General features: G+C 32.3%; 12 protein-coding genes and 44 tRNA genes. All 56 read right to left on the bottom strand.

All coding sequences use genetic code 11. The features are described 5' to 3' along the window. Positions 1-24 precede the first annotated feature (24 nt). The gene (locus IC758_RS00450) at positions 25-978 is read right to left on the bottom strand and encodes a sugar-binding transcriptional regulator (protein WP_227437100.1); all 954 of its coding nucleotides are present in this window, start codon (positions 976-978) and stop codon (positions 25-27) included. Positions 979-1,910: 932 nt separating this feature from the next. Continuing rightward, positions 1,911-4,088 (bottom strand): hypothetical protein, encoded by a 2,178-nt coding sequence (locus IC758_RS00445; protein ID WP_227851840.1) that lies wholly within the window; start codon positions 4,086-4,088, stop codon positions 1,911-1,913. A 128-nt stretch (positions 4,089-4,216) separates the two neighbouring features. Next, the gene (locus IC758_RS00440) at positions 4,217-5,311 is read right to left on the bottom strand and encodes a PIN/TRAM domain-containing protein (RefSeq protein ID WP_227437104.1); all 1,095 of its coding nucleotides are present in this window, start codon (positions 5,309-5,311) and stop codon (positions 4,217-4,219) included. Positions 5,312-5,399: 88 nt separating this feature from the next. After that, positions 5,400-6,470, bottom strand: a complete 1,071-nt coding sequence (gene disA, locus IC758_RS00435; protein WP_227437106.1) for a DNA integrity scanning diadenylate cyclase DisA — start codon at positions 6,468-6,470, stop codon at positions 5,400-5,402. A gap of 2 nt (positions 6,471-6,472) precedes the next feature. After that, positions 6,473-7,846, bottom strand: a complete 1,374-nt coding sequence (gene radA, locus IC758_RS00430; protein ID WP_227437108.1) for a DNA repair protein RadA — start codon at positions 7,844-7,846, stop codon at positions 6,473-6,475. Positions 7,847-8,025: 179 nt separating this feature from the next. Then, on the bottom strand, positions 8,026-10,473 hold the full coding sequence (locus IC758_RS00425; RefSeq protein ID WP_227437109.1) for an ATP-dependent Clp protease ATP-binding subunit: 2,448 nt from the start codon (positions 10,471-10,473) through the stop codon (positions 8,026-8,028). Beyond that, positions 10,460-11,485 carry a protein arginine kinase gene (locus IC758_RS00420; RefSeq protein ID WP_227860684.1) on the bottom strand — a complete coding sequence of 342 codons (1,026 nt, stop codon included), beginning with the start codon at positions 11,483-11,485 and terminating at the stop codon, positions 10,460-10,462. Before IC758_RS00420 ends, IC758_RS00425 begins: the two co-directional genes overlap by 14 nt. 15 nt (positions 11,486-11,500) lie before the next feature. Beyond that, the gene (locus IC758_RS00415) at positions 11,501-11,995 is read right to left on the bottom strand and encodes a UvrB/UvrC motif-containing protein (protein ID WP_227437113.1); all 495 of its coding nucleotides are present in this window, start codon (positions 11,993-11,995) and stop codon (positions 11,501-11,503) included. Positions 11,996-12,001: 6 nt separating this feature from the next. Continuing rightward, positions 12,002-12,466 (bottom strand): CtsR family transcriptional regulator, encoded by a 465-nt coding sequence (locus tag IC758_RS00410; RefSeq protein WP_227437114.1) that lies wholly within the window; start codon positions 12,464-12,466, stop codon positions 12,002-12,004. Between the two features lie 491 nt (positions 12,467-12,957). Beyond that, a complete protein-coding gene (locus tag IC758_RS00405; RefSeq protein ID WP_227437116.1) occupies positions 12,958-14,886 on the bottom strand; it encodes an elongation factor G in 1,929 nt (642 codons plus the stop codon). Between the two features lie 239 nt (positions 14,887-15,125). Continuing rightward, positions 15,126-18,557 carry a pyruvate carboxylase gene (locus IC758_RS00400; protein WP_227483617.1) on the bottom strand — a complete coding sequence of 1,144 codons (3,432 nt, stop codon included), beginning with the start codon at positions 18,555-18,557 and terminating at the stop codon, positions 15,126-15,128. A gap of 303 nt (positions 18,558-18,860) precedes the next feature. Continuing rightward, positions 18,861-19,274 carry a hypothetical protein gene (locus IC758_RS00395; RefSeq protein WP_227437120.1) on the bottom strand — a complete coding sequence of 138 codons (414 nt, stop codon included), beginning with the start codon at positions 19,272-19,274 and terminating at the stop codon, positions 18,861-18,863. 74 nt (positions 19,275-19,348) lie between these two features. Next, positions 19,349-19,424: transfer RNA gene (locus IC758_RS00390), tRNA-Val, on the bottom strand. A gap of 12 nt (positions 19,425-19,436) precedes the next feature. Beyond that, a tRNA-Arg gene (locus IC758_RS00385) sits at positions 19,437-19,513 on the bottom strand. Positions 19,514-19,520: 7 nt separating this feature from the next. Beyond that, positions 19,521-19,594 (bottom strand) — tRNA-Cys (locus tag IC758_RS00380). A gap of 7 nt (positions 19,595-19,601) precedes the next feature. Next, positions 19,602-19,677, bottom strand: a tRNA-Lys gene (locus tag IC758_RS00375). 8 nt (positions 19,678-19,685) lie between these two features. After that, positions 19,686-19,762, bottom strand: a tRNA-His gene (locus IC758_RS00370). Positions 19,763-19,783: 21 nt separating this feature from the next. Then, a tRNA-Ile gene (locus tag IC758_RS00365) sits at positions 19,784-19,860 on the bottom strand. Between the two features lie 15 nt (positions 19,861-19,875). Continuing rightward, positions 19,876-19,949 (bottom strand) — tRNA-Met (locus IC758_RS00360). Between the two features lie 7 nt (positions 19,950-19,956). Further along, positions 19,957-20,032: transfer RNA gene (locus IC758_RS00355), tRNA-Phe, on the bottom strand. Positions 20,033-20,035: 3 nt separating this feature from the next. Further along, a tRNA-Ser gene (locus IC758_RS00350) sits at positions 20,036-20,124 on the bottom strand. 2 nt (positions 20,125-20,126) lie between these two features. Next, positions 20,127-20,202 (bottom strand) — tRNA-Lys (locus IC758_RS00345). An 11-nt stretch (positions 20,203-20,213) separates the two neighbouring features. Next, positions 20,214-20,289 (bottom strand) — tRNA-Gln (locus IC758_RS00340). Positions 20,290-20,298: 9 nt separating this feature from the next. Then, positions 20,299-20,375: transfer RNA gene (locus tag IC758_RS00335), tRNA-Arg, on the bottom strand. 23 nt (positions 20,376-20,398) lie between these two features. Then, positions 20,399-20,473: transfer RNA gene (locus IC758_RS00330), tRNA-Gly, on the bottom strand. A gap of 23 nt (positions 20,474-20,496) precedes the next feature. Next, positions 20,497-20,580 (bottom strand) — tRNA-Leu (locus IC758_RS00325). Between the two features lie 9 nt (positions 20,581-20,589). After that, positions 20,590-20,674 (bottom strand) — tRNA-Tyr (locus IC758_RS00320). A gap of 14 nt (positions 20,675-20,688) precedes the next feature. Next, positions 20,689-20,763: transfer RNA gene (locus IC758_RS00315), tRNA-Thr, on the bottom strand. An 18-nt stretch (positions 20,764-20,781) separates the two neighbouring features. Then, positions 20,782-20,858: transfer RNA gene (locus IC758_RS00310), tRNA-Asp, on the bottom strand. 5 nt (positions 20,859-20,863) lie between these two features. Next, positions 20,864-20,939, bottom strand: a tRNA-Val gene (locus IC758_RS00305). A 6-nt stretch (positions 20,940-20,945) separates the two neighbouring features. Continuing rightward, a tRNA-Gly gene (locus IC758_RS00300) sits at positions 20,946-21,019 on the bottom strand. 17 nt (positions 21,020-21,036) lie between these two features. Then, positions 21,037-21,111: transfer RNA gene (locus IC758_RS00295), tRNA-Glu, on the bottom strand. A 7-nt stretch (positions 21,112-21,118) separates the two neighbouring features. Then, a tRNA-Met gene (locus IC758_RS00290) sits at positions 21,119-21,194 on the bottom strand. 16 nt (positions 21,195-21,210) lie between these two features. Beyond that, positions 21,211-21,296, bottom strand: a tRNA-Leu gene (locus IC758_RS00285). A gap of 5 nt (positions 21,297-21,301) precedes the next feature. After that, positions 21,302-21,376, bottom strand: a tRNA-Asn gene (locus IC758_RS00280). 6 nt (positions 21,377-21,382) lie between these two features. Next, positions 21,383-21,456 (bottom strand) — tRNA-Cys (locus tag IC758_RS00275). 7 nt (positions 21,457-21,463) lie between these two features. Continuing rightward, positions 21,464-21,539, bottom strand: a tRNA-Lys gene (locus tag IC758_RS00270). Positions 21,540-21,547: 8 nt separating this feature from the next. Then, a tRNA-His gene (locus tag IC758_RS00265) sits at positions 21,548-21,624 on the bottom strand. 8 nt (positions 21,625-21,632) lie between these two features. After that, a tRNA-Pro gene (locus IC758_RS00260) sits at positions 21,633-21,709 on the bottom strand. A gap of 19 nt (positions 21,710-21,728) precedes the next feature. Beyond that, positions 21,729-21,805, bottom strand: a tRNA-Ile gene (locus IC758_RS00255). Between the two features lie 14 nt (positions 21,806-21,819). Further along, positions 21,820-21,893 (bottom strand) — tRNA-Met (locus IC758_RS00250). A 7-nt stretch (positions 21,894-21,900) separates the two neighbouring features. Then, a tRNA-Phe gene (locus IC758_RS00245) sits at positions 21,901-21,976 on the bottom strand. 3 nt (positions 21,977-21,979) lie between these two features. Beyond that, positions 21,980-22,068, bottom strand: a tRNA-Ser gene (locus tag IC758_RS00240). A 6-nt stretch (positions 22,069-22,074) separates the two neighbouring features. Continuing rightward, positions 22,075-22,138 (bottom strand) — tRNA-Lys (locus IC758_RS00235). A gap of 23 nt (positions 22,139-22,161) precedes the next feature. Next, positions 22,162-22,237, bottom strand: a tRNA-Gln gene (locus tag IC758_RS00230). Positions 22,238-22,244: 7 nt separating this feature from the next. Then, positions 22,245-22,321: transfer RNA gene (locus IC758_RS00225), tRNA-Arg, on the bottom strand. A gap of 30 nt (positions 22,322-22,351) precedes the next feature. Then, positions 22,352-22,435 (bottom strand) — tRNA-Leu (locus IC758_RS00220). Positions 22,436-22,444: 9 nt separating this feature from the next. After that, positions 22,445-22,529 (bottom strand) — tRNA-Tyr (locus IC758_RS00215). 14 nt (positions 22,530-22,543) lie between these two features. Continuing rightward, a tRNA-Thr gene (locus tag IC758_RS00210) sits at positions 22,544-22,618 on the bottom strand. Between the two features lie 18 nt (positions 22,619-22,636). After that, positions 22,637-22,713 (bottom strand) — tRNA-Asp (locus IC758_RS00205). 5 nt (positions 22,714-22,718) lie between these two features. After that, positions 22,719-22,794 (bottom strand) — tRNA-Val (locus IC758_RS00200). An 8-nt stretch (positions 22,795-22,802) separates the two neighbouring features. Then, positions 22,803-22,876, bottom strand: a tRNA-Gly gene (locus IC758_RS00195). 16 nt (positions 22,877-22,892) lie between these two features. Next, positions 22,893-22,967, bottom strand: a tRNA-Glu gene (locus tag IC758_RS00190). Positions 22,968-22,974: 7 nt separating this feature from the next. Then, positions 22,975-23,050 (bottom strand) — tRNA-Met (locus tag IC758_RS00185). A gap of 15 nt (positions 23,051-23,065) precedes the next feature. Continuing rightward, a tRNA-Leu gene (locus tag IC758_RS00180) sits at positions 23,066-23,151 on the bottom strand. Between the two features lie 6 nt (positions 23,152-23,157). Then, a tRNA-Asn gene (locus tag IC758_RS00175) sits at positions 23,158-23,232 on the bottom strand. Between the last annotated feature and the right edge of the window lie 3 nt (positions 23,233-23,235).

The raw sequence follows: 23,235 nt of genomic DNA, 5'->3' as shown, positions 1-23,235 counted from the left end.
TATTAATTTTTATCTATATTTCTATTAGTCACAATCTTCTAATAATTCAAGTGCTAAACTGTGATTAATTGCTAAGCTATTTATAAATTTGGCTTTTAATGATGCTTTTATTGCTTCTATCTTTTCATCTCCTGAAGCAACACCTATTGTTCTTTTTATCTTTTTTAAATCATTTAGTTTTACCCCTAGTACCCTTTGATTAAATTCAAGTATAGAAGTTTTTCCTTCCTTATCAAAAGCTTGCAAACAAATTGCGCCTATTGAGTTATACTTTTTTAAATCATCTATATCTTCTTCATGCATATATCCAGAAGCCATTATTGTTGAGTTTAAACTCATAGGATTTCCTATACCTACAATTGCAATAGTTGTTTTATCTATTAAGTCTAGTACTTCTTTAATTTTTTCATCCTTACAAAGCTTTTCTTTTGTAGATAAATCAGACATCACAGCAGGAGCATGTAATAACTTAAAATCTCCTCCAAAAGCTCTTGCTAAACTTACAGCTATTTGATTTGCGTGTATATCTATTTCATTATCTCCAATTCCTCCTAGTAAAGGTATGAACGTAACATTTTTACAGTTGCTTTTTTCTACATATCTAGGAATTTCTTTTAGAGTTGTTCCTATGGAAACCCCAATTATATCATTTTCTTTTACTACTCTGGTAAGATATTCAGACACAGCTCTTGCTAATTCTTGTTTTTGTGTTAATGAGTCTTGTTTATCATCTACCACTATTACTTCTTTCAATTTATATTTTCTTTCTAAACTTCTTTCTATTTTTTGATAGTCATTTTTTAAAACATCAACTATTTGTATTTTTACTATTCCTTGCTCAAAAGCTTCTTTTAATATTCTTGATATTGTTGGTCTTGATATTCCCAATTGATTCGCTATTTCTTGTTGATTCAAATTATCTTCATAATAAAGTGAACAACACTTCATCATTAACCTTAAGTCTCCAATTTTTTTCATTTTCCTTCCTCCAAAATCAAGATTTTTCAATTATTTTTACATTTGTTCAATGATTTTACTTAATTTCAATAACATTATAGAAGGGGTTCGTATAAAAAGTCAACTGTTTTTTTTGTATAATTAAAAATAAGTTGTTACATTAAGTTAAGGAATACTTTTTTTATTTCTTGTTTGACTGCTTTACCTGATAATTTGCTCAATAAGTATTTTGTCTAAAGGAAATTATACAATCGCCAAAAAAGATTTTACTAAAGATGGTAAACTAAAATTGTACTATTTTATGTATAAAGAAATTATTATAAATATAAAGGCATTAAGCAATAAACTTTAAGAAACTGAGATTGAACGAGAATAACTTGAAGTTTCAAAAACTCATTGACTTGCTGATATATCACAGGATTTGAAAACACTATTATCATATATCACAGGATATTCATATCTAATGCTTAATAAAAACTACCGCTTTAGTGAAGAAGAAAGTATAATATTTTTAGATAATATATATAAAAAGTGAGTATATAATGAAAAGTTAATAGACAATTTAAGTCTGACATTTTTTATAGATTTTTCTGGAAAAATACAGCTTAAACATACACAATTTGAAATGATTGCCTTTCTTCAAAACCTTATTGCCAATGTTGCCAATAATCCAAAATCTGAAAAGCAGATATTTGGATTTCATACAGATTTAGAACATTTACATTAATACTACTGACAATGGTGTTGGAATAAACACGGAGAAAAGGTACATCATTTCAAATTACATTAAAACAAGATAAAGTTTAAATTATTATATAAAAATCCCAAGTTAAAATAAACTTGGGATTTTTGTGTAATAATTAATTTTTGTAAAATTTTTTCTTTAAAGTTATTTCGTCAAAATAAATTCAAATTAACATATCATCAATATTTATATAGAGACTATATGTAACTTATTCTTTTAATACTATCAGATTTATACTTAATATAATCATAGCTACAATTACATAAATAAAAGCTGTAGCTGATGACACAATTCCAGAATCATTTACTAAAAGAGTTACAAAGCATCCTGCTATTGACGCTATAAATCCTTTAAATACGACTGGGTATTCATCAATTAATTGTTTAAAGTATCTAATCTGATTAATCATAAGAACTAAAATTACTCCGATTCCAGTTAGTAGTATATTTACCCATGCACTGGTTTGAGCTAGCTTCAAGTTCATCTCTATCTTTCTGCCAAATGTTTGTATTATTTCTCCTGGTCCATTAAAGTAAACTTCTTTTACAAACATACCTAAATGTGAGTTACTTCCTGAAATCATATCTATAGCTACAAAGGCGCCTAAAACAAGCAATACTGCTACACCTAATAATACAACTTTTTTAAAGTCTATTTTTACATTATATATCAATAGTATAAATAGTAAAAATGCAACACATTCAGAAATAGCAGTTCCAACATTTGCACCCATAGCTGGAGATGCACTCGTAATTAAGATAACTAAAGAAAATACTATTACAGACCACTTTGGTATCTTTTTATATGTAAGCAAAATCGTAAATGTAAATATTGCACTACCTATTGCCACTCCTTGATATTCATTTCCTACTCCGTAGTATCTAGCCCCAATTATACAATCATAACTCATTACATTACTTTTCATTAAATATGAACCAAATGCAGAATCAATAACCATAATCAATATAGTTAAACCTGTAAAGAATAACATATTTTTTAAATCATTCTTTATCAGAACTTTGCTTATTAAGTATATAGTAAGTGTTATTATAATTATTCCTAAAGATATTGCTACTGGTGTTTTAAAATTCATTATTGGAGTTATCATAAATGATAATGGCATTACTATTCCTATTTTTAGAAATTCTTTTAATATAAAAAATATTGTTTCTTTGTGATTTTTCGATATATGCTTTCTAAATAGAATTAGAATCATAGCAACTATCCATGACAAAAATACTATACTTACAAATCCATTAAGTATTGTAGACCTTATGCTTGAAACAGATACTATCTTTTGGTATTCATCCATCAGATACTCTTTATTATCATCTCTGTTAATAAGTTCATACTTCTTTCCAACCATATTTTGATTTTTTATATCAAAGTTATTTAATATCTCAGCTCCAACATCTAGATTAGTAACAATACCTTCTCTTCTAGTAGTTGAAGATGATAACATCCCTTTTCCATTGCCATTTAATTTTATTATTGGAGAAAGCCTTCTTTTATTTTTATAATCTAAATCACTTGGAAATGCACTAGCTATGTAAACAGTATCATTTTCTCCAACCATAGAAAATATATTTTTTAAATATTCATCTATGTTTTTTTCTATCTTGTCTTTCATGTTTTTATATGTTTTTTCATTCAAGTTAGATTTATATAAATCTAACCTATATGTATCTCCAAGTTCTACAAAAACTACATCACTATTTTTATAAGCTTCTTTAGTTTCAGCAACAAGCTTAGTGTAATCAGTTGATATTCCATAAGGCATAGATAAATCTTTTTTATTGATATTATCTACATTTCCGTAAGAAATTCTACCATACTCATCCATAGCTGTTAGGCATAAGTTTCTATTTTTTACAAGTTTACCATTTTCAACTATATCTGCATTTCCTAATACAGATGTTTTTAATTTATTTTCAGATAAACTTTGACCTAATGAACCTAATGTAGAACCATATTCTCCAAAGTTTAGATTCTCATTTATTGACATATTTATAGTCAAATCATTTATACCTTTTGCTTTCTTACCTGTAGCTGATTCAAAAACTATATTTCTATCTTTGCTTGAGCTTTCAAAATTAATATCTTCTTCATTAGCTACATTGGCTCTTCCTCCAGCACCCATACTGGCATATGACCTTCTATCATCACTACCTTTATCGCCTCTTATGTTCATCAAGCCAATATATCCTCTATCTTCTAGCTCTTCTCTCAATGATTTTATTCTTAACATATTGTTCATACTAGTTCTATTCATATCTATAAATATTACTTTTCCATGCGTTGGTATATCATCTGCAAAGCTATACTGGCTCATCGATGTTAATATTATGATAAATGTTGCTAAGAAAGATATAATCTTTTTTCTCATAAATTCTCCCTGCTTTCTGATTTAAATCCTCACACTTAAGAATACATTAAACATTGTCGTTATAAACAAATAAATTTGGACCATCTATTTATAATAAACAGCCCAAATTTTAGGTTTATTTGAATATATCAATTTTTAGGTTTTGCAAATATCATTCTACCAGCAGGAGTTTGAAGAACAGAAGTTACTAAAACTTTTATAGTCTCATTCATATGTTTTCTTCCTCCATCAACAACTATCATAGTTCCATCATCTAGATATGCAACACCCTGTTGAGCTTCTTTTCCTTCTTTAACCACTTGGACAACCATATCTTCACCTGGTATTGCAACTGGTTTTATAGCATTAGCCAACTCATTTATATTTAATACTTCAACACCTTGAAATTGAGCAACCTTATTTAAGTTATAATCATTAGTAACAACTTTTCCATTTAATACTTGGGCAAGCTTTAATAATTTACTATCAACTTCTGCTATATCATCAAAGTCCCTTTCACTTATTTCAACCTCTATATTTAATTCTTTCTGAATTATATTTAATATATCCAGACCTCTTCTACCTCTTACTCTTTTCAAATCATCTGAAGAATCTGCAATATGTCTTAATTCTTCCAAAACAAAAGCAGGAATAATAAGTTTTCCTTCTATAAATCCTGTTTTACAAATATCAGCTATCCTTCCATCAATTATTACACTTGTATCTAATACTTTTGGAGGTATCGCCTTTACTTCTTTTTTATTATCTTTATCCTTATCCTTATCTTTAATAGGATTTGCCAATCTTCCTAATTTTCCAATATTAAATAAATCATTTTTACTTTTAAGCGCAACTTTCATTCCAAGATATCCTAGGAATAAATATAATAGTAATGATAATATTCCACCTACTATTGGTATTCTATTTACTAGCCCACTTAATAAATATGCAATTACAAATCCTACTATAAGACCCATAGATCCTAATAATATATCTGTTTGAGGATATTTTGATAGTTCTTTATCCACAACTTTAGCAATTTCTTTTGTTCTATTCACAACCCATGGCTCTATAAGATATCCTAAAATAGCTATTACTATACCTGCTACTACAGCTGCTATATAACCATAAGTTTCTTTTCCAAATGTTAATATTTCAAAATCTCTCATCAATGTTAAATAGGTCGTTATACCTATCGTAAATCCAAGTAAAATAAACAATATCCTTGTTACTTTCCTTATCAATGCTTCACCCCCTAGTTATACTTATCTATTATAGACCAAAGTGTATATTATATTCAAGAAAAAAGTAGTAAAATTCACTTAAAATTCATTATATGTGTCTATCTAATAATACTAATTGTTTCATTTTTATAAGTCCATTTTTTATATATGTTGCTCTTATTTCACCTATTCCTTCAACTTCATCTAACTCTTCAATAGACGCATCCAATATTTCTTGAAAGTTTTCAAAATAATTTACTAAGTTTTCTATTATTGCTGTTGGTAGTCTATGTATTTTGCTAAGAATTCTATAGCCTCTTGTTTTTATAGGCATATCCATACTTTCTGAAAATCCACTATACCCTAATAGTTTTGCCATATTAAATAATTCTATTAGTTCTTCTGAATTTAAATTTTTAACTTTTTTCATAAGTTCTTTTATTTCAGTATTTTCTTTGTTATAATCTTTGAATATTAATTTCTGATCTATTCTAGTTGTACCCATTAATTCCTCTAATTGCATGCTTACTAAAGTTCCTTCATCCCCCAATTCTATCACATATTTTTCAATTATACTTGTAACTCTCATTACCATTTCCATTTTCTGCATGACTAACGCTACATCATAAATAGTTACCAAATCATTAAACTCTAAAGCATTTAAATTAGTTATAGCTTGGTCTAATACTGTTTTATATTTTTCTAAAGTTTGTATTGCTTGATTTGCCTTAGTAAATATCTTAGATATATCTTCGACCACATACTTCTCATTTCCTCTATAAACTGTTATAACATTTCTTCTTTGTGAAATTCCTATGACTATAGCGCCAGTTTGTTTTGCTACTCTTTCCGCCGTTCTATGTCTAGTTCCAGTTTCTGATGTTTCTATAAAGTAATCTGGTATAAGTTGTGCATTAGCAAATAATATTTTCTTTACATCACCACTTAAAACTATCGCTCCATCCATTTTGGCTAATTCATATAGATATGATGGTGAATACTCTGCATTTATAGCAAATCCTCCATCTACTATTTTCATTACATCTTCATTTGTTGCAATTACAATTAAACCGCCAGTCTTAGCTCTTAGCACATTGTTTAGGCCTAATCTAAGAGGGGTTCCAGGAGATATCATTTTTAATGCATATAGCATATTTTTGTTATCCAAAAAATTCTCCATATTTATTGATTCCTCCCAAGTACTATATTTATAGCTTGTCTTAAGTTGTCTACTGGCCATATTTCTATACCTTTAGTATCTTTTACAACATCATAATTACTTCTAGGAACTACTATCTTTTTAAAGCCAAGTTTTTTGCACTCAGCAATTCTTTTTTCTATAAAACTTACTGATCTAACTTCTCCTGTAAGTCCTACCTCTCCTGTAACAGCTATATCTTCATCTATAGGTATATTTCTAAAGCTAGATGCTACAGAAATAGCTATTCCTAAGTCAATCGAAGGTTCATTTATCTTTATACCTCCAACTATATTTATATATACATCTTGGTTTTGTATTTGCAGACCAACACGTTTTTCTAAGACTGCTAATAACATACCAACTCTATTATAATCTACTCCTGTAGATGTTCTTCTTGCTATACCAAAACTTGTTGGTGAAACTAATGCTTGTAATTCAAGTAGCATTGGTCTTGTACCTTCTACAGTGGATATTATGACTGAACCTGCTACATCTTTTGGTTTTTCAGATATCAAAATCTTAGATGGGTTATCAAGCTCTACTAATCCCAAGTCCCTCATTTCAAATACTCCAAGCTCATTTGTTGAACCAAATCTATTTTTAACAGCCCTTACTAATCTATATGTATTATATCTTTCACCTTCAAAATATAAAACAGTATCAACCATATGCTCTAATAATTTTGGACCTGCTAGTGAACCTTCTTTGGTTACATGACCAACTATGAATGTTGAAATTCCCATTTTTTTAGAAATCTTCATGAATTTTGAAGTACCTTCTTTAATTTGGCTGACAGTGCCTGGTGCTGAAGATATTTCTGGACTAAAGACAGTTTGAATTGAGTCTAGAATTATTAATTGTGGATTTACACTTTCTAAATAAGATTCAATTATACTCAAATTATTTTCAGCAAATATATATAAATTTTCTGAATTAATACCTAATCTTTTTGCTCTCATTTTTATCTGTGATTCTGATTCTTCTCCAGTTATATATAAAACAGTCTTTCCTAAATTAGCTACATTACTAGAGACTTGAATTAAAAGTGTGGATTTACCTATACCAGGGTCTCCACCAACAAGTACTAGAGAACCTTTAACTATCCCTCCACCAAGAACTCTATCTAATTCTTTTATATCTGTTGTAAACCTTTCTTCTTCTTTACTCTCTATTGAAGTTATACTAACTGGTTTAGATGAAGATTTATCTATTATAAAGACCTCTTTTTTTGTGCTTTTTTGATCTACTTCTTCTACAAATGTATTCCATTTTGTACACTCTGGACATTTTCCAAGCCACTTAGCTGTTTCATATCCACAAGATTGACATACATATTTAGTTTTTATTTTTGCCATATTTTAATCATCCTTAATTTATTATTATATACTATAATTTTAGCATATGTGAAAGATAATAGGTAAAGATTAAAAAAAATAATTAAGGGCAATGAATTATTTTAGATTCATTGCCCTTAAAATTTTCTTTAAACCCTAAAGCTTATATCTATAAGATTTTAAAATGCAACTCTATTGAATTATTTAGTTTCAAAAACTATTTTTTCATCTTTAACTTTTGCTATTATATTACTTCCTTTTTTTACATCGCCTCTTAAAATCGCTTCAGATAACTCATCTTCTAGTTCTTTTTGTAAGGCTCTTTTAAGAGGTCTTGCTCCATATTCCAAATCAAATCCAGATTTAGAAATTAATTTTATAGCTTCATCACTCATTTCTAGTTTTATATCCATATCTTTTAGTCTTTCTTGTAATTTATCTACCATTAAAATTACTATTTTAGATATATGCTCTGTATTTAATGAATGGAAAACTATTATATCATCTATTCTATTTAAAAACTCTGGTCTGAATCTTTGCTTTAATTCACCCATTATGTTTTCTTTCATTTTTTCATATTGAGACTTTTCTTCTTCATCTCCTTTAGCTATACTAAACCCTAAAGTTTTTTGTCTACCAATTGTAGATGCACCAACATTTGATGTCATTATCACAATAGTATTCTTAAAATCAACAGTTCTTCCTTTTGAATCTGTTAATCTACCATCATCTAGAATTTGTAATAGAATATTAAACACATCTGGATGAGCTTTCTCTATCTCATCAAATAAAATAACTGAATATGGGTTTCTTCTTACTTTTTCAGTTAATTGACCTCCTTCATCATGACCTATATAACCAGGAGGTGAACCTATCATTCTTGATACAGCATGTTTTTCCATATATTCAGACATATCAATTCTTATTATTTGATTTTCATCTCCAAATTGCACTTCTGCTAATGCCTTAGATAACTCTGTTTTCCCTACTCCTGTAGGTCCTAAAAATAAGAATGAGCCGATTGGTCTATTAGGGTCCTTAAGACCTGCTCTTGACCTTCTTATTGCCTTGGAAATAGATTTTACTGCTTGCTCTTGACCTATAACTCTATTGTGTAAGATTTCTTCAAGTTTTAAGAGTCTATCAGCTTCTTCCTCAAGAATTTTATTAACAGGTATTCCTGTCCATAAACCTACTACTTCAGCAATGACTTCTCCATCAACTAAATCAGAATGTTTAGATGACTTATTCCATTTTTCTCTAACATCTTCTAATTGTTTTTTAAGTATACCTTGTTCATCTCTTATTTTTGCTGCTTTCTCAAAATCTTGGCATCTTACTGCCTCTTCTTTTTCTTTATCTATATTTTCTATTTCTAATTCTAATTTTTTTATTTCGGCTGGAGGAGTATTTTCCTTTAGCCTCACTTTTGATGCCGCTTCATCAATCAAATCTATAGCTTTATCTGGTAGATATCTATCTGATATATATCTAGTTGATAATTCTACAGCTGTTTTTATAGCATCATCAGTTATTTTAACTTTGTGATGAGCTTCATATTTATCTCTCAATCCTTCTAATATTTTTATTGAATCTTCTTTACTTGGTTCATCCACCATAACTGGTTGGAATCTTCTTTCTAGTGCAGAGTCTTTTTCAACATGCTTTCTATACTCATCTATTGTTGTTGCACCTATAACTTGTATTTCTCCTCTAGCTAATGCAGGTTTTAATATATTTGACGCATCTATAGATCCTTCTCCTGTAGACCCAGCTCCTATTATGGTATGCATCTCATCTATAAATAAAATTATATTTCCATTTTTAACAACTTCATCTACAACTTCTTTAATTCTTTCTTCAAATTCTCCTCTATACTTAGCACCAGCTAATAATGAACCCATCTCTAAAGAATACAAAGTTTTACTTTTTAGTGTTTCTGGAACATTTCCTAATGCTATATTTGTTGCTAAACCTTCAGCTATAGCTGTTTTACCTACTCCTGGATCTCCTATTAGTACAGGGTTGTTTTTAGTTCTTCTACTTAATATTTGTATAACTCTTTGTATTTCTTTTTCTCTTCCTATAACAGGGTCTATTTTATTTTGTTTTGCATATAGTGTAAGATTTCTTCCATATTTATCGAGAATCTTGGACTCTGTTTGATTTTGGTTGCCCGTGTAACTATTTTCTGATTTATATTGATTATTATCACTCATACCCATCATATCAATTGTTAATTGGGCTAGAGTTCTGTCATTTACACCTGCATAGTTCAAAACTTTATTAGCTATTCCTTCACCTTCTTGAATAATAGCTAATAATATATGCTCAGTTCCTATATAATTTGTTTTTAATTTATTTGCAAACATTCCTGATAGTTCCAATATTTGTTTACTTCTTGGGCTTAATACTATGTCTTCTGGAATTCCTTCTCCCTTACCTTCCATATCAATTATTTTGCCTTCTAAATAAGCCTCTGTAAATCCAACTTTACTTAGAACTTTGGCAGCTATTCCTTCTTCTTCTTTTAAAAGCCCTAAAAGTATATGCTCGCTTCCAACAATATTATGCCCTAAGTTTTTAGCAGACTCAAACGCTAAATCAATTGCTTTTTTAGCTCTTTGTGTAAATCTATTGAAGTTCATAATTTATCCCTCCTCTTAATTTTTCCAAAGTTTCTCTAATGTATGTTGCTCTATTTATATCTCTATTTTCAACATCATCACTCTTATACATTATTGACTGATGTGCTGGTTGTATACCTATCATAAGTTGTTCTATAGCTTTTAAATCTAGTTTTTTTATATAGTTCATTTCTATTCCCATTTTTATATTTGATAGATGGCTCATTGCCTCTGAACTACTCATTACCCTTGAATTTTCAAGTGTTCCTATTGACCTAAATATTTTATCTTCTAATTTTATACCCAATTTTTTTTGTAAGATTTCTCTGGCTTTCACTTCTTTTGAAATTGCATCCTTTGTAAGACCACTTACATTCTCTATAATATTAGACTCTGTTCTTCCAAGCGTAAGCTGATTAGATATTTGGTATATATTTCCCAATGCTTCTGTTCGCTCTCCATATATACCTCTTATTGCTATACCTATTTGTGATGAAATCTTATAAAGTTCATCCATATAGCCTAATTGACTCAATGCAGGCAAGTGCATCATTACAGAAGCTCTCATTCCAGTTCCCGTGTTAGTTGGGCAAGATGTTAGATAACCCAAGTTTGTGCTAAATGCATACTCTAAATTTGATTCTAATAAATCATCTATCTCATTTGCTATGTTATAAGCATTTTCTAAATTTAAATCATCATACATAGTTTGTATTCTTATATGGTCTTCTTCATTTATCATTATACTTACAGTTTTATCTTTTTTTACTATAACAGCACTTTTATCATTTTCTGCTAAGTCTGGACTTATCATATGCTCTTCAACCATGAGCATCTTTTTAGATTGGTCTAAATCTTCAATCTTATAGAAATCAAACTCTTCTTTATGTTCTAAACTAGAATTCATAAATGCATTTTTTACCTTTTCTATTATTTCCATAGCACACTCTTTATCTAACCTATTTGGAAAAGGATAATTGCTCAAGTTCCTAGCCAGCCTAACTCTTGATTTCATGACTATATTCTCTTTCATAATATCACTCCAATCTTAGTCAATAGAGCCTTTTAAATACTTAATCTTATCTCTAAATTGAGCAGCTAATTCATACTCTTCATTTTTTATAGCTCTATCCAAATCTTCTTTTAATTCTCTAATCTCATTTTCTACACTTATTTTATAAAAAGATTTTTTAGGTGCCTTACCTATATGTTCTATATGACCATGTATATTTTGAAGCATTGGATTTACTTGACTACTAAATGCATTATAACATTCACTGCATCCAAATCTTCCATTATTCTTAAATTCACTATATGTCATATTACATTTTTGGCAAACTAACTTTTCTTCAAGCTCTTTTTTAGGTTGAAATCCTAAGTTGGAAAATATATCCATCATTGAAAAAGGCATATCTAAATTAAAATTCATCTCTGTATTTTCTTTAGCACATTCACTACACAGATACATTTCTGTCTTTTCTCCATTGACTATTTTATTATAATATACAGATGCTTTATTTTTATTGCATTTTTGACATAGCATAAATTATCACTCCTCTATACTAAATACTCCTATTATTATATTCTTTAAAACATTAGACCTTACCTTCTCTTTTAATTCATATACTGGCATACATAATGATTTATCATCTATTGCATATAATATTAGTTTTAATTCTCTTTCACTAATTAAGTCTGATTCTCTCAAACTTTCTACCAACTCTTTTGCTTTCTTATAGGATATTTGGCTTCCTATCCTTTCGTTTAGTATTTCTCTAATATGTCCATCTTTGCTTCTTCGTATTTTTTCTATCTGAACATATCCTCCGCCACCTTTTTTGCTTTCTATATAATAACCTTTATCTATGGTAAACCTTGTTGTTAAAACATAATTTATTTGTGATGGTGCACAACTAAACAAGTTTGCTAGTTCATTTCTTTGAATCTGTATACTATTATCCTCTTCCATCAAATCTTTAATAAATTTTTCAATTATATCTGTCATAGTTGCCATTTATATCACCACACACCTTTTTATTTTGACTTTCTTTGACTACTATTTTACACCTATTATTTAAATTTTTAAAGCCCTAAATTGTGTAAATTTATTTTTTTCATAATAATTTAAATAAGGTGTCCATCTTTTGTTAAATATAATCTTCTACTTCTTACATTTATAACAATTAAGTCTTAAAATTATTGGTTATTAATTGATTTTTAATGTATCTATACCTTGTATTTGTAAATATACCTTCATATCATTATTATTAAACATTTCTAAAAATAATAATATAAAAAGATACTTTCTTTTATTAAAACAGTTTAAGAAAGTATCTTTTATTCTTCACATTTTTTATTACTTTAATTTGGTTTTTTCTTGTTTTTTATAAAAACACATAAAAACTAGATATACACTTCTTTAAAATAAGTATATACCTAGTTTTAATTACAAAATTATTTTACATAATAGATGGATATTAATTATTTAATGTTCTATCTTCTTTATTACTTTGCAGTAGCTAGTCCAATTATTTTTTCTGCAAATTGTGATGGAACCTCTCCATATCTTTCTAATTCCATTTCAAAATACCCTCTACCTTGTGTCATTGCTCTTAAATCTATTGCATATTTAAATGTTTCTGCTTGTGGAGCCTCTGCAAATATTATTTGTTTTCCTTTATTATCTGGCTCCATACCAAATATTTTTCCTCTTCTCTTGTTTATATCTCCCATAACATCTCCCATATATTCTTCTGGAACAGTTATCTTAAGTTTCATAATAGGCTCTAATAATATTGGATGAGCTTCCTCCATACCTTTTTTAAATGCTGCACTTGCTGCCATCTTAAAAGCCATTTCAGAAGAGTCTACATCATGGTATGAACCATCATAAAGTGTAGCCTTTATATTTGTAACAGGGAAACCAGCCAATACTCCTTTTTGCATAGAATCTTTTAACCCTTTTTCTACTGCTGGTATATATTGTTTTGGTACAGACCCACCAAATATTTCTTCTGTAAATTCAAAATCAGATTCACATCTTTCAAATCTTATCTTTACATCTCCATATTGACCATGGCCACCTGATTGTTTCTTATGCTTACCTTGTACATCAGCTGTTTCCTTTATAGTTTCTCTATAAGGAACTTTAAGGTCATTTAATTCAACATCTACCCCGAACTTATCTTTCATTTTATTTTTAATTGTTTTTATATGAAGCTCCCCTTGTCCTCCTAAAAGAGCTTGTTTTGTCTCTGTATTTCTATACCAATGTAATGTAGGGTCTTCCTCTACAAGTTTGTTTAATACAGCAGCTACCTTTTCTTCATCACCCTTATTCTTAGGATTAACAGCATAATATATTTGTGGTTTAGGGAAGTCTATCTTATCTAAAGCTTCTGCATCTTTATCTACAGATATAGTATCTCCTGTCTTTAGAGAATTAACTTTAGTTACAACTACTACATCACCAGCCTTAGCTTTGTCTATTTCAACTAACTCACTATTTCTCAATGTATATATGTTAGCTATTTTTTCTTTTATGTTTTTGTTTATATTAAAAACTTCTTTATCTTTAGAAATTGCACCTTGAGTAATTTTTATATATGACATTTTTCCTACAAATGGGTCAACCATAGTTTTAAATACTAATCCTTTAAATGGCTTACTCTCTTCTGTAAATATAGGTTCTAGATAATTTGATATTGTATCTAAAATTTCTTTTGTTCCTATATTATTTATAGTTGAACCACATATTACAGGTATAATATCTCCTCTTTGTATACCTATAACAATACCTTTTTGGATTTCTTCTGTAGTTAACTCTTCTCCATTAAAATACTTATCTAATATTTGATCATCTGTTTCTGCTATAAGTTCCATTAAAGCTTCTTTTACACTCATAGCTTGTTCTTTAAATTCACCTTCTAAATCATCTATATTTTCAAATACATTATGTAACTTGACAAAGTTTTTATCTTTGTATATAGGACTTATCATTGGAACTATCTTATTATTGTATTTTTCTCTTAACATTGCTATTGCATCTTTATATCTTGCTTTTTCATTATCTATTTTATTTATAAACATTATCTTAGGAATACTCTCAGTTAGTTCTAATGATTTCTCTGTACCAACTTGAATAGGTGCTGTTGCATCTATTACTATTATTGCTGCATCACTTGCTCTAAGAGATGATACAACGTCTCCGCTAAAGTCAAAATATCCTGGTGTATCCAATAAGTTAAACTTATAGTCATTATATTCTATAGGTATTAATCCCATACTATAAGTCATATTTACCTTGTCAGTTAATTTAGGTATCTTATTAGTGTTTGCTGTGTAAGCTATAGTTTCGATTAGATTTGTTTTACCACATCCGCTATGTCCTAATACTGCTACATTTCTCAACATATTACTATCATAAACCTTCATATAAGCACCCACCTTTTAAATTTATGTATTTTCTCTTAGCTGTTATTTCCTAAGAAATAGTCTAGAAAATGTTTATTATTTTTAGAATTTTTAGATAACATTTTCCTTACTAGCTTTATTTCTACATAGGGATATAATTTTCCTCTTTTTTTTAACAAATATTTAATTTAAACAAATAAAAACACTCTAAATATTTAATAAAAATATTTTAGAGTGTTTTATAAGTTGTTTCAATTCAATTATTTCATTATCATTAATAGTTGTTTATCTTCAACCATATCATCTTCTTTTACTTTAATTGATTTAATTACTCCATCAGTTTTAGCAACTATTATAGTTTCCATTTTCATTGCTTCTATAACTATTAATGGTTGATTTGCTTTTACTTCATCTTCTTCTTTAACCATTATTTTTATAACTTTTCCTGGTATACTTGCTCCGATTTGAAGTGGATCATTCATATCAGCTTTCTCAACATTAGTAACTTTTCCAGAGAAGTTTCTATCTTTTATTTCCACTTCTCTAACCATTCCATTTAATTCAAAGCCTATAGTTCTAAATCCATCTTCTTTAACTTCACCAATTTCAACTAATCTTATTGTTAATACTTTACCTTCTTCTATTTCTACTTCACATTCTTCATTTTTATTTAATCCATAGAAGAATACATCACTTTCAAGTTTAGATATATCATTATAATGTTGTAAATGTTTAATATAGTCTTCATAAACTTTTGGATATAAAGCATAACTTATAACATTTCTTATATTTGCATTTATATCATATTTTTCATTTAGATATTTTGCTATGTCATCAAAATCTTCTGCTGGTAATAGTGAACCAGGTCTTACTGTAATAGCTTCTTCGCCTTTTAAAACTACTTCTTGTAAATCTTTTGGGACTCCACCTTCTGGTTGACCAATCATACCTTTACAGTAGTCTACAACAGAATCTGGGAAGGATAAGTTCTTACCTTCTTCTATTATATTATTTTTATCTAATTTATTTTTAGTCATAAAGATAGCTAAATCTCCTACAACTTTTGAAGATGGTGTTACTTTTATTATATCTCCTACAACTTCATTAGCTTCTTTATATTTTTCTTTAACTTCATCAAATCTATTAACTAATCCTAAACTATCAGCTTGAGGTTTTAAGTTTGTATATTGACCTCCTGGTATTTCAAAATTGTATATTTCTGCACAAGAGTTAGTTAAGTCACTTTCAAATTTATTATAGACTTTTCTTAAATCTTTATAGTATTTTCCTAACTCATCATATCCAAATAAATCTATACCTGTATCTCTTTCTGTATTTTTAAGAGCTTCTACTATTGCATTAAGTGATGGTTGACTTGTAAGTCCTGCCATAGATTCTAATGCAGCATCAATTATATCTACACCAGCTTCTGATGCCATCAAACAAGTTGCCACACCATTTCCACTTGTATCATGAGTGTGTAAATGTATTGGTGCTTTTACATTTTTCTTTAGTTCTTTAACTAATGTATAAGCAGAATATGGTTTAAGAAGTCCTGACATATCTTTTATTGCTATTATGTCTGCTCCTAAACTTTCTAACTCTTTTGCCATCTTAATATAATATTCTAAGTCATATTTAGTTTTAGTCTTATCTAATATATCACCTGTATAACACATAGTTGCTTCAACTATTTTTCCAGTTTCTAGAGCTGTATTAATAGATGGTTTCATATTTTCAACCCAGTTTAATGAGTCAAATATTCTAAATACATCTATTCCTTGTTTAGCAGACTCTTTTGTAAATTCTTCTATTACATTATCTGGATAGTTTTTATATCCAACTCCATTTGATGCTCTAAGCAACATTTGGAACATTATACTTGGTATTTCTTCTCTTAGTTTTTGTAATCTACGCCAAGGTGACTCTTTTAAGAATCTATATGCAACATCATAAGTAGCTCCACCCCACATTTCAAGTGAGAATAAATCTTTTTGATATTTTTCTGTTGGTTTAGCAGCTTTTAATAAATCATATGTTCTTAATCTTGTTGCCAATAATGATTGATGTGCATCTCTCATTGTTGTATCTGTTAATAATAGTCTTTTATCATTTTTTATTTTTTCTATATATGCAGATTTACCTAACTTATCAAAAAGTATCTTACTTCCTTCTGCCTTTGAACCATCTTTATTCATTCTTGGTTCATGTAACGCATCAAATAATGGTTTTTCTTGACAAGCGTTATCATTTACAATTACATCACCTATAAATTGAAGTAATTTTGTTCCTCTATCTTTACTTTCTGTTATTTCAAATAAATCTGGATTTTCATCTATAAATTTAGTACTACATTTACCATTTGAGAATATAGGATTATTTAAGACATTAACTAAGAATCCTACATTAGTCTTAACACCTCTAACTCTAAGTTCTTTTATAGATCTTATAGTTTTGTTTATTGCTCCTTGGAATGTTCTATCCCAAGATATTGTCTTAACCAGTAAACTATCATAGTGAGGACTTATGTTTGCTCCTGTAAATCCATTTCCACCATCTAGTCTTATACCAAATCCTGAACCAGTTCTATAAACTTGAATTTTACCTGTGTCTGGCATAAATCTATTTTTAGGGTCTTCTGTAGTTATTCTACATTGGATAGAATACCCTCTTATTTCAACATCATCTTGTGATTTTATATTTATTTCTTCACTATCTAGGCTGTATCCTTGAGCTATTAATATTTGACTTTGAACTATATCTATTCCTGTAACCATTTCTGTTACAGTATGCTCAACTTGTACTCTTGTATTCATTTCTATAAAATAATGACCACCATTTGCATCTACTAAGAATTCTAGTGTCCCTGCATTAGAATAGCCTACATATTTTGATAACTTGACTGCATCATCACATATTTCTTTTCTTACTTTTTCATCTAATGAAAATGCTGGTGCATATTCTATTATCTTTTGATGTCTTCTTTGAACAGAACAATCTCTTTCGTATAAATGAACTATATTTCCATAGTTATCCCCTAATATTTGAACTTCTATATGTTTTGGGTCAGCTATATATTTTTCTATGAATATAATATCTTCACCAAAAGCTTTTCTTGATTCACTACAAGCAGTTTCATATTCAAGCTCTAAATCTTTTTCATGATGTACGATTCTCATACCTCTACCGCCACCACCATTAGATGCTTTTATCATAACAGGATAACCTATTTTATTTGCAACTTCTTTTGCTTCTTCAGTACTTCTTATTGCTTTTTCCACCCCTGGTATAGTTTGAACATTAACTTCTTTTGCAATTTTTTTAGAGTTTATCTTATCCCCCATCATATTCATTACTTTAGATGATGGGCCTATAAAAGTAATTCCATTTTCTTCACATTTACGAGCAAATTCTGCATTTTCTGCTAGAAAACCATATCCTGGATGTATAGCGTCAACTTTTTTTCTCTTTGCTAAGTCTATTATTCCATCCATATCTAAGTATGCATCTATTGGACCTTTGCCTTCCCCTATTAAATATGATTCATCTGCTTTTGTTCTAAATAATCCGTATTTATCTTCTTTACTATATATACCAACACTTTTTATCCCCAATTCTGAACAGGCTCTAAATATTCTTATAGCTATTTCGCCTCTATTAGCTACTAGTATTTTATTAAACTTTTTAAGCATACTCTATTCTTCTCCTTTATTGTTTGTGTAATATTAAAGATTATAGACTAAAATACTTTATTTTTGAAGATGTTTAAGCAAGTTCCTTAATTAATAAGATAAATTTATAAATATATATAATTTTTAGACTGTATAAACTCAATTTACCTCACTAAAATTAAGGGGTTTTTTATGGGATTTCAGACAAACTTGTGTGAAAATTTCTACAATTGACCTTATTTTATACTATTTTTTTCTCTGTTTACATAATTATTTTCATCTTTACGTAATATTTCACATACTTTTCTCAATATAGTTCATATCTTAATCTATCTGTCTTAACAAACGTTTTATTACATCAGAAAGTTTTAGATGACCTAAATCTGCATATGCTATAACTAGTATTATTTTTACTACTCCTTCTACCTCATCTAATTTATATGCTCTAGCATTTATTATTGTGTACTTTGGCATAAGTTCTTCTAAACCTAGTGCAAGTTCATCAGATAAAGTCATATATTCATCAAATTTTTCCTCATCAGATAAGGTGATATATTCATCTTGCTCACTTATAATAGTATCTAAATAATCCATATTTATACTTAATTGATAAGCTATTATGTCCTCTCTTTTTGTGCTTTTACTCAAATCCTTTTCAACTTTGAACTTACTATTCTTATCTATTATTATTTTAAGTTCTTCACTATCAACTATTTCATTTCCTATAATTATATACAAACTTTTTACCTCCTAAATATAAATCTTTTTTAATCAAAAATAAAACCTCTAGTAAAATTACTAGAGGTTTGCACTGGTGGGATTAACAGGGCTCGAACCTGTGACCCCCTGCTTGTAAGGCAGGTGCTCTCCCAGCTGAGCTATAATCCCTCGATATTTATATGGTGCGCCCAAAGGGACTCGAACCCCTAACCTTCTGATTCGTAGTCAGACACTCTATCCAGTTGAGCTATGAGCGCATTTTATTGGAGGCGACACCCAGATTCGAACTGGGGATCAAGGAGTTGCAGTCCACTGCCTTACCACTTGGCTATGTCGCCACCTTTTTGGTGATCTATCCGCGACTCGAACGCGGGACACCCTGATTAAAAGTCAGGTGCTCTACCGACTGAGCTAATAGACCATATTAGTTGGGGTGGATAATGAGAGTCGAACTCACGACCTCCAGAGCCACAATCTGGCGCTCTAACCAACTGAGCTATACCCACCATATATCTTCAAATTTAATGTGGTGGGCCATCAGGGACTCGAACCCCAGACCTACCGGTTATGAGCCGGGCGCTCTAACCAACTGAGCTAATGGCCCACATTAAATTTTTAGTAGCGGTAATAGGAGTCGAACCTATGACCTTTCGGGTATGAACCGAACGCTCTAGCCAACTAAGCTATACCGCCATATTCTTGGTGCCCAGAGGCGGAATCGAACCACCGACACGGGGATTTTCAGTCCCCTGCTCTACCGACTGAGCTATCTGGGCATTTGGCGGAGAGGGTGGGATTCGAACCCACGGCCCCTTTCGAAGTCACTGGTTTTCAAGACCAGCTCCTTAAACCACTCGGACACCTCTCCATTGGTGATCTATCCGCGACTCGAACGCGGGACACCCTGATTAAAAGTCAGGTGCTCTACCGACTGAGCTAATAGACCATATTTTTATTTGGCTGGGGATGCAGGACTCGAACCTACGCATACATGAGTCAAAGTCATGTGCCTTACCGACTTGGCTAATCCCCAATATATATGTGGTGAGCGCACAGGGATTCGAACCCCGGACACACGCCTTAGAAGGGCGTTGCTCTATCCAGCTGAGCTATGCACCCACATTGCAATATAAACATAAATTTGGAGCGGGAAACGAGATTCGAACTCGCGACTTCAACCTTGGCAAGGTTGCGCTCTACCACTGAACTATTCCCGCTCGTTTATTAAATTAAATAAAAATGGTGCGGATGAAGGGAGTCGAACCCCCACGCCAATGGCGCTAGATCCTAAGTCTAGTGCGTCTGCCAATTCCGCCACATCCGCGCATTTTTTTGGTGGAGGATGGTGGATTCGAACCACCGAAGTCGATGACAACAGATTTACAGTCTGCCCCCTTTGGCCGCTCGGGAAATCCTCCGTATTAATTTTACATGGAGCTGGTGATAGGAATCGAACCTACAACCTGCTGATTACAAGTCAGCTGCTCTACCGTTGAGCCACACCAGCATTTTTTATATTTTATTTTGGCGACCTGGAAGGGGTTCGAACCCTCGACCTCCAGCGTGACAGGCTGGCATTCTAACCAACTGAACTACCAGGCCGCAAATGGTGGGACCAGCAGGGCTCGAACCTGCGACCCCCTGCTTGTAAGGCAGGTGCTCTCCCAGCTGAGCTATGATCCCATTTTTTGGAGCGGGTGAAGGGGATCGAACCCTCACAGCTGGCTTGGAAGGCCAGAACTCTACCATTGAGCTACACCCGCTTATTTAATTGTTTTTTTGGTGACTCGTAGGGGAATTGAACCCCTGTTACCGCCGTGAAAGGGCGGTGTCTTAACCTCTTGACCAACGAGCCATTTTAATGGTTGCGGAGGCAGGACTCGAACCTACGACCTTCGGGTTATGAGCCCGACGAGCTGCCAACTGCTCCACTCCGCGATATTATTTTATAAAGTGCCGAAGACCGGAATCGAACCGGTACGAGAGGTAAGTCCCGCAGGATTTTAAGTCCTGTGCGTCTGCCAGTTCCGCCACTTCGGCTTTTTTGGCTCCAAGGGTGGGGCTCGAACCCACAGCCTACCGGTTAACAGCCGGTTGCTCCACCGTTGAGCTACCTTGGAATATTTTGGAGGCGACACCCAGATTCGAACTGGGGATCAAGGAGTTGCAGTCCACTGCCTTACCACTTGGCTATGTCGCCGCCTTTTTGGTGATCTATCCGCGACTCGAACGCGGGACACCCTGATTAAAAGTCAGGTGCTCTACCGACTGAGCTAATAGACCATATTAGTTGGGGTGGATAATGAGAGTCGAACTCACGACCTCCAGAGCCACAATCTGGCGCTCTAACCAACTGAGCTATACCCACCATTATATTGGTCGAGGTGAAGGGACTCGAACCCCCGGCCCCATGGTCCCAAACCATGTGCGCTACCAAACTGCGCTACACCTCGAAATTTTATTAATTTAATGTGGTGGGCCATCAGGGACTCGAACCCCAGACCTACCGGTTATGAGCCGGGCGCTCTAACCAACTGAGCTAATGGCCCACATTAAATTTTAGTAGCGGTAATAGGAGTCGAACCTATGACCTTTCGGGTATGAACCGAACGCTCTAGCCAACTAAGCTATACCGCCATATTCTTGGTGCCCAGAGGCGGAATCGAACCACCGACACGGGGATTTTCAGTCCCCTGCTCTACCGACTGAGCTATCTGGGCATTTGGCGGAGAGGGTGGGATTCGAACCCACGGCCCCTTTCGAAGTCACTGGTTTTCAAGACCAGCTCCTTAAACCACTCGGACACCTCTCCATATTCTACTTCCAATGATCGAACTCGGGACACCCTGATTAAGAGTCAGGTGCTCTGCCAGCTGAGCTAATGAACCTTAACTTTAATATTTAATGGCTGGGGATGCAGGACTTGAACCTACGCATACATGAGTCAAAGTCATGTGCCTTACCGACTTGGCTAATCCCCAATATATGTGGTGAGCGCACAGGGATTCGAACCCCGGACACACGCCTTAGAAGGGCGTTGCTCTATCCAGCTGAGCTATGCACCCACAATAAATATGTATAAATTAAATAAAAAATGGTGCGGATGAAGGGAGTCGAACCCCCACGCCAATGGCGCTAGATCCTAAGTCTAGTGCGTCTGCCAATTCCGCCACATCCGCGCATTTTTTTGGTGGAGGATGGTGGATTCGAACCACCGAAGTCGATGACAACAGATTTACAGTCTGCCCCCTTTGGCCGCTCGGGAAATCCTCCGTATTAATTTTACATGGAGCTGGTGATAGGAATCGAACCTACAACCTGCTGATTACAAGTCAGCTGCTCTACCGTTGAGCCACACCAGCATTTTTTATATTTTATTTTGGCGACCTGGAAGGGGTTCGAACCCTCGACCTCCAGCGTGACAGGCTGGCATTCTAACCAACTGAACTACCAGGCCGCAAATGGTGGGACCAGCAGGGCTCGAACCTGCGACCCCCTGCTTGTAAGGCAGGTGCTCTCCCAGCTGAGCTATGATCCCATTTTTTTTGGAGCGGGTGAAGGGGATCGAACCCTCACAGCTGGCTTGGAAGGCCAGAACTCTACCATTGAGCTACACCCGCTTATTTAATTTTTTTTTGGTGACTCGTAGGGGAATTGAACCCCTGTTACCGCCGTGAAAGGGCGGTGTCTTAACCTCTTGACCAACGAGCCATTTTAATGGTTGCGGAGGCAGGACTCGAACCTACGACCTTCGGGTTATGAGCCCGACGAGCTGCCAACTGCTCCACTCCGCGATATTGTTTTATAAGTGCCGAAGACCGGAATCGAACCGGTACGAGAGGTAAGTCCCGCAGGATTTTAAGTCCTGTGCGTCTGCCAGTTCCGCCACTTCGGCTTTTTTTGGCTCCAAGGGTGGGGCTCGAACCCACAGCCTACCGGTTAACAGCCGGTTGCTCCACCGTTGAGCTACCTTGGAATA

The sequence above is a fragment of the Clostridioides sp. ES-W-0016-02 genome (assembly GCF_020641035.1).
Taxonomy (GTDB): Bacteria; Bacillota; Clostridia; order Peptostreptococcales; family Peptostreptococcaceae; genus Clostridioides.
The sequence above is the reverse complement of the archived record's forward strand: the minus strand, read 5'-3'. Positions and strand labels throughout refer to the sequence as shown.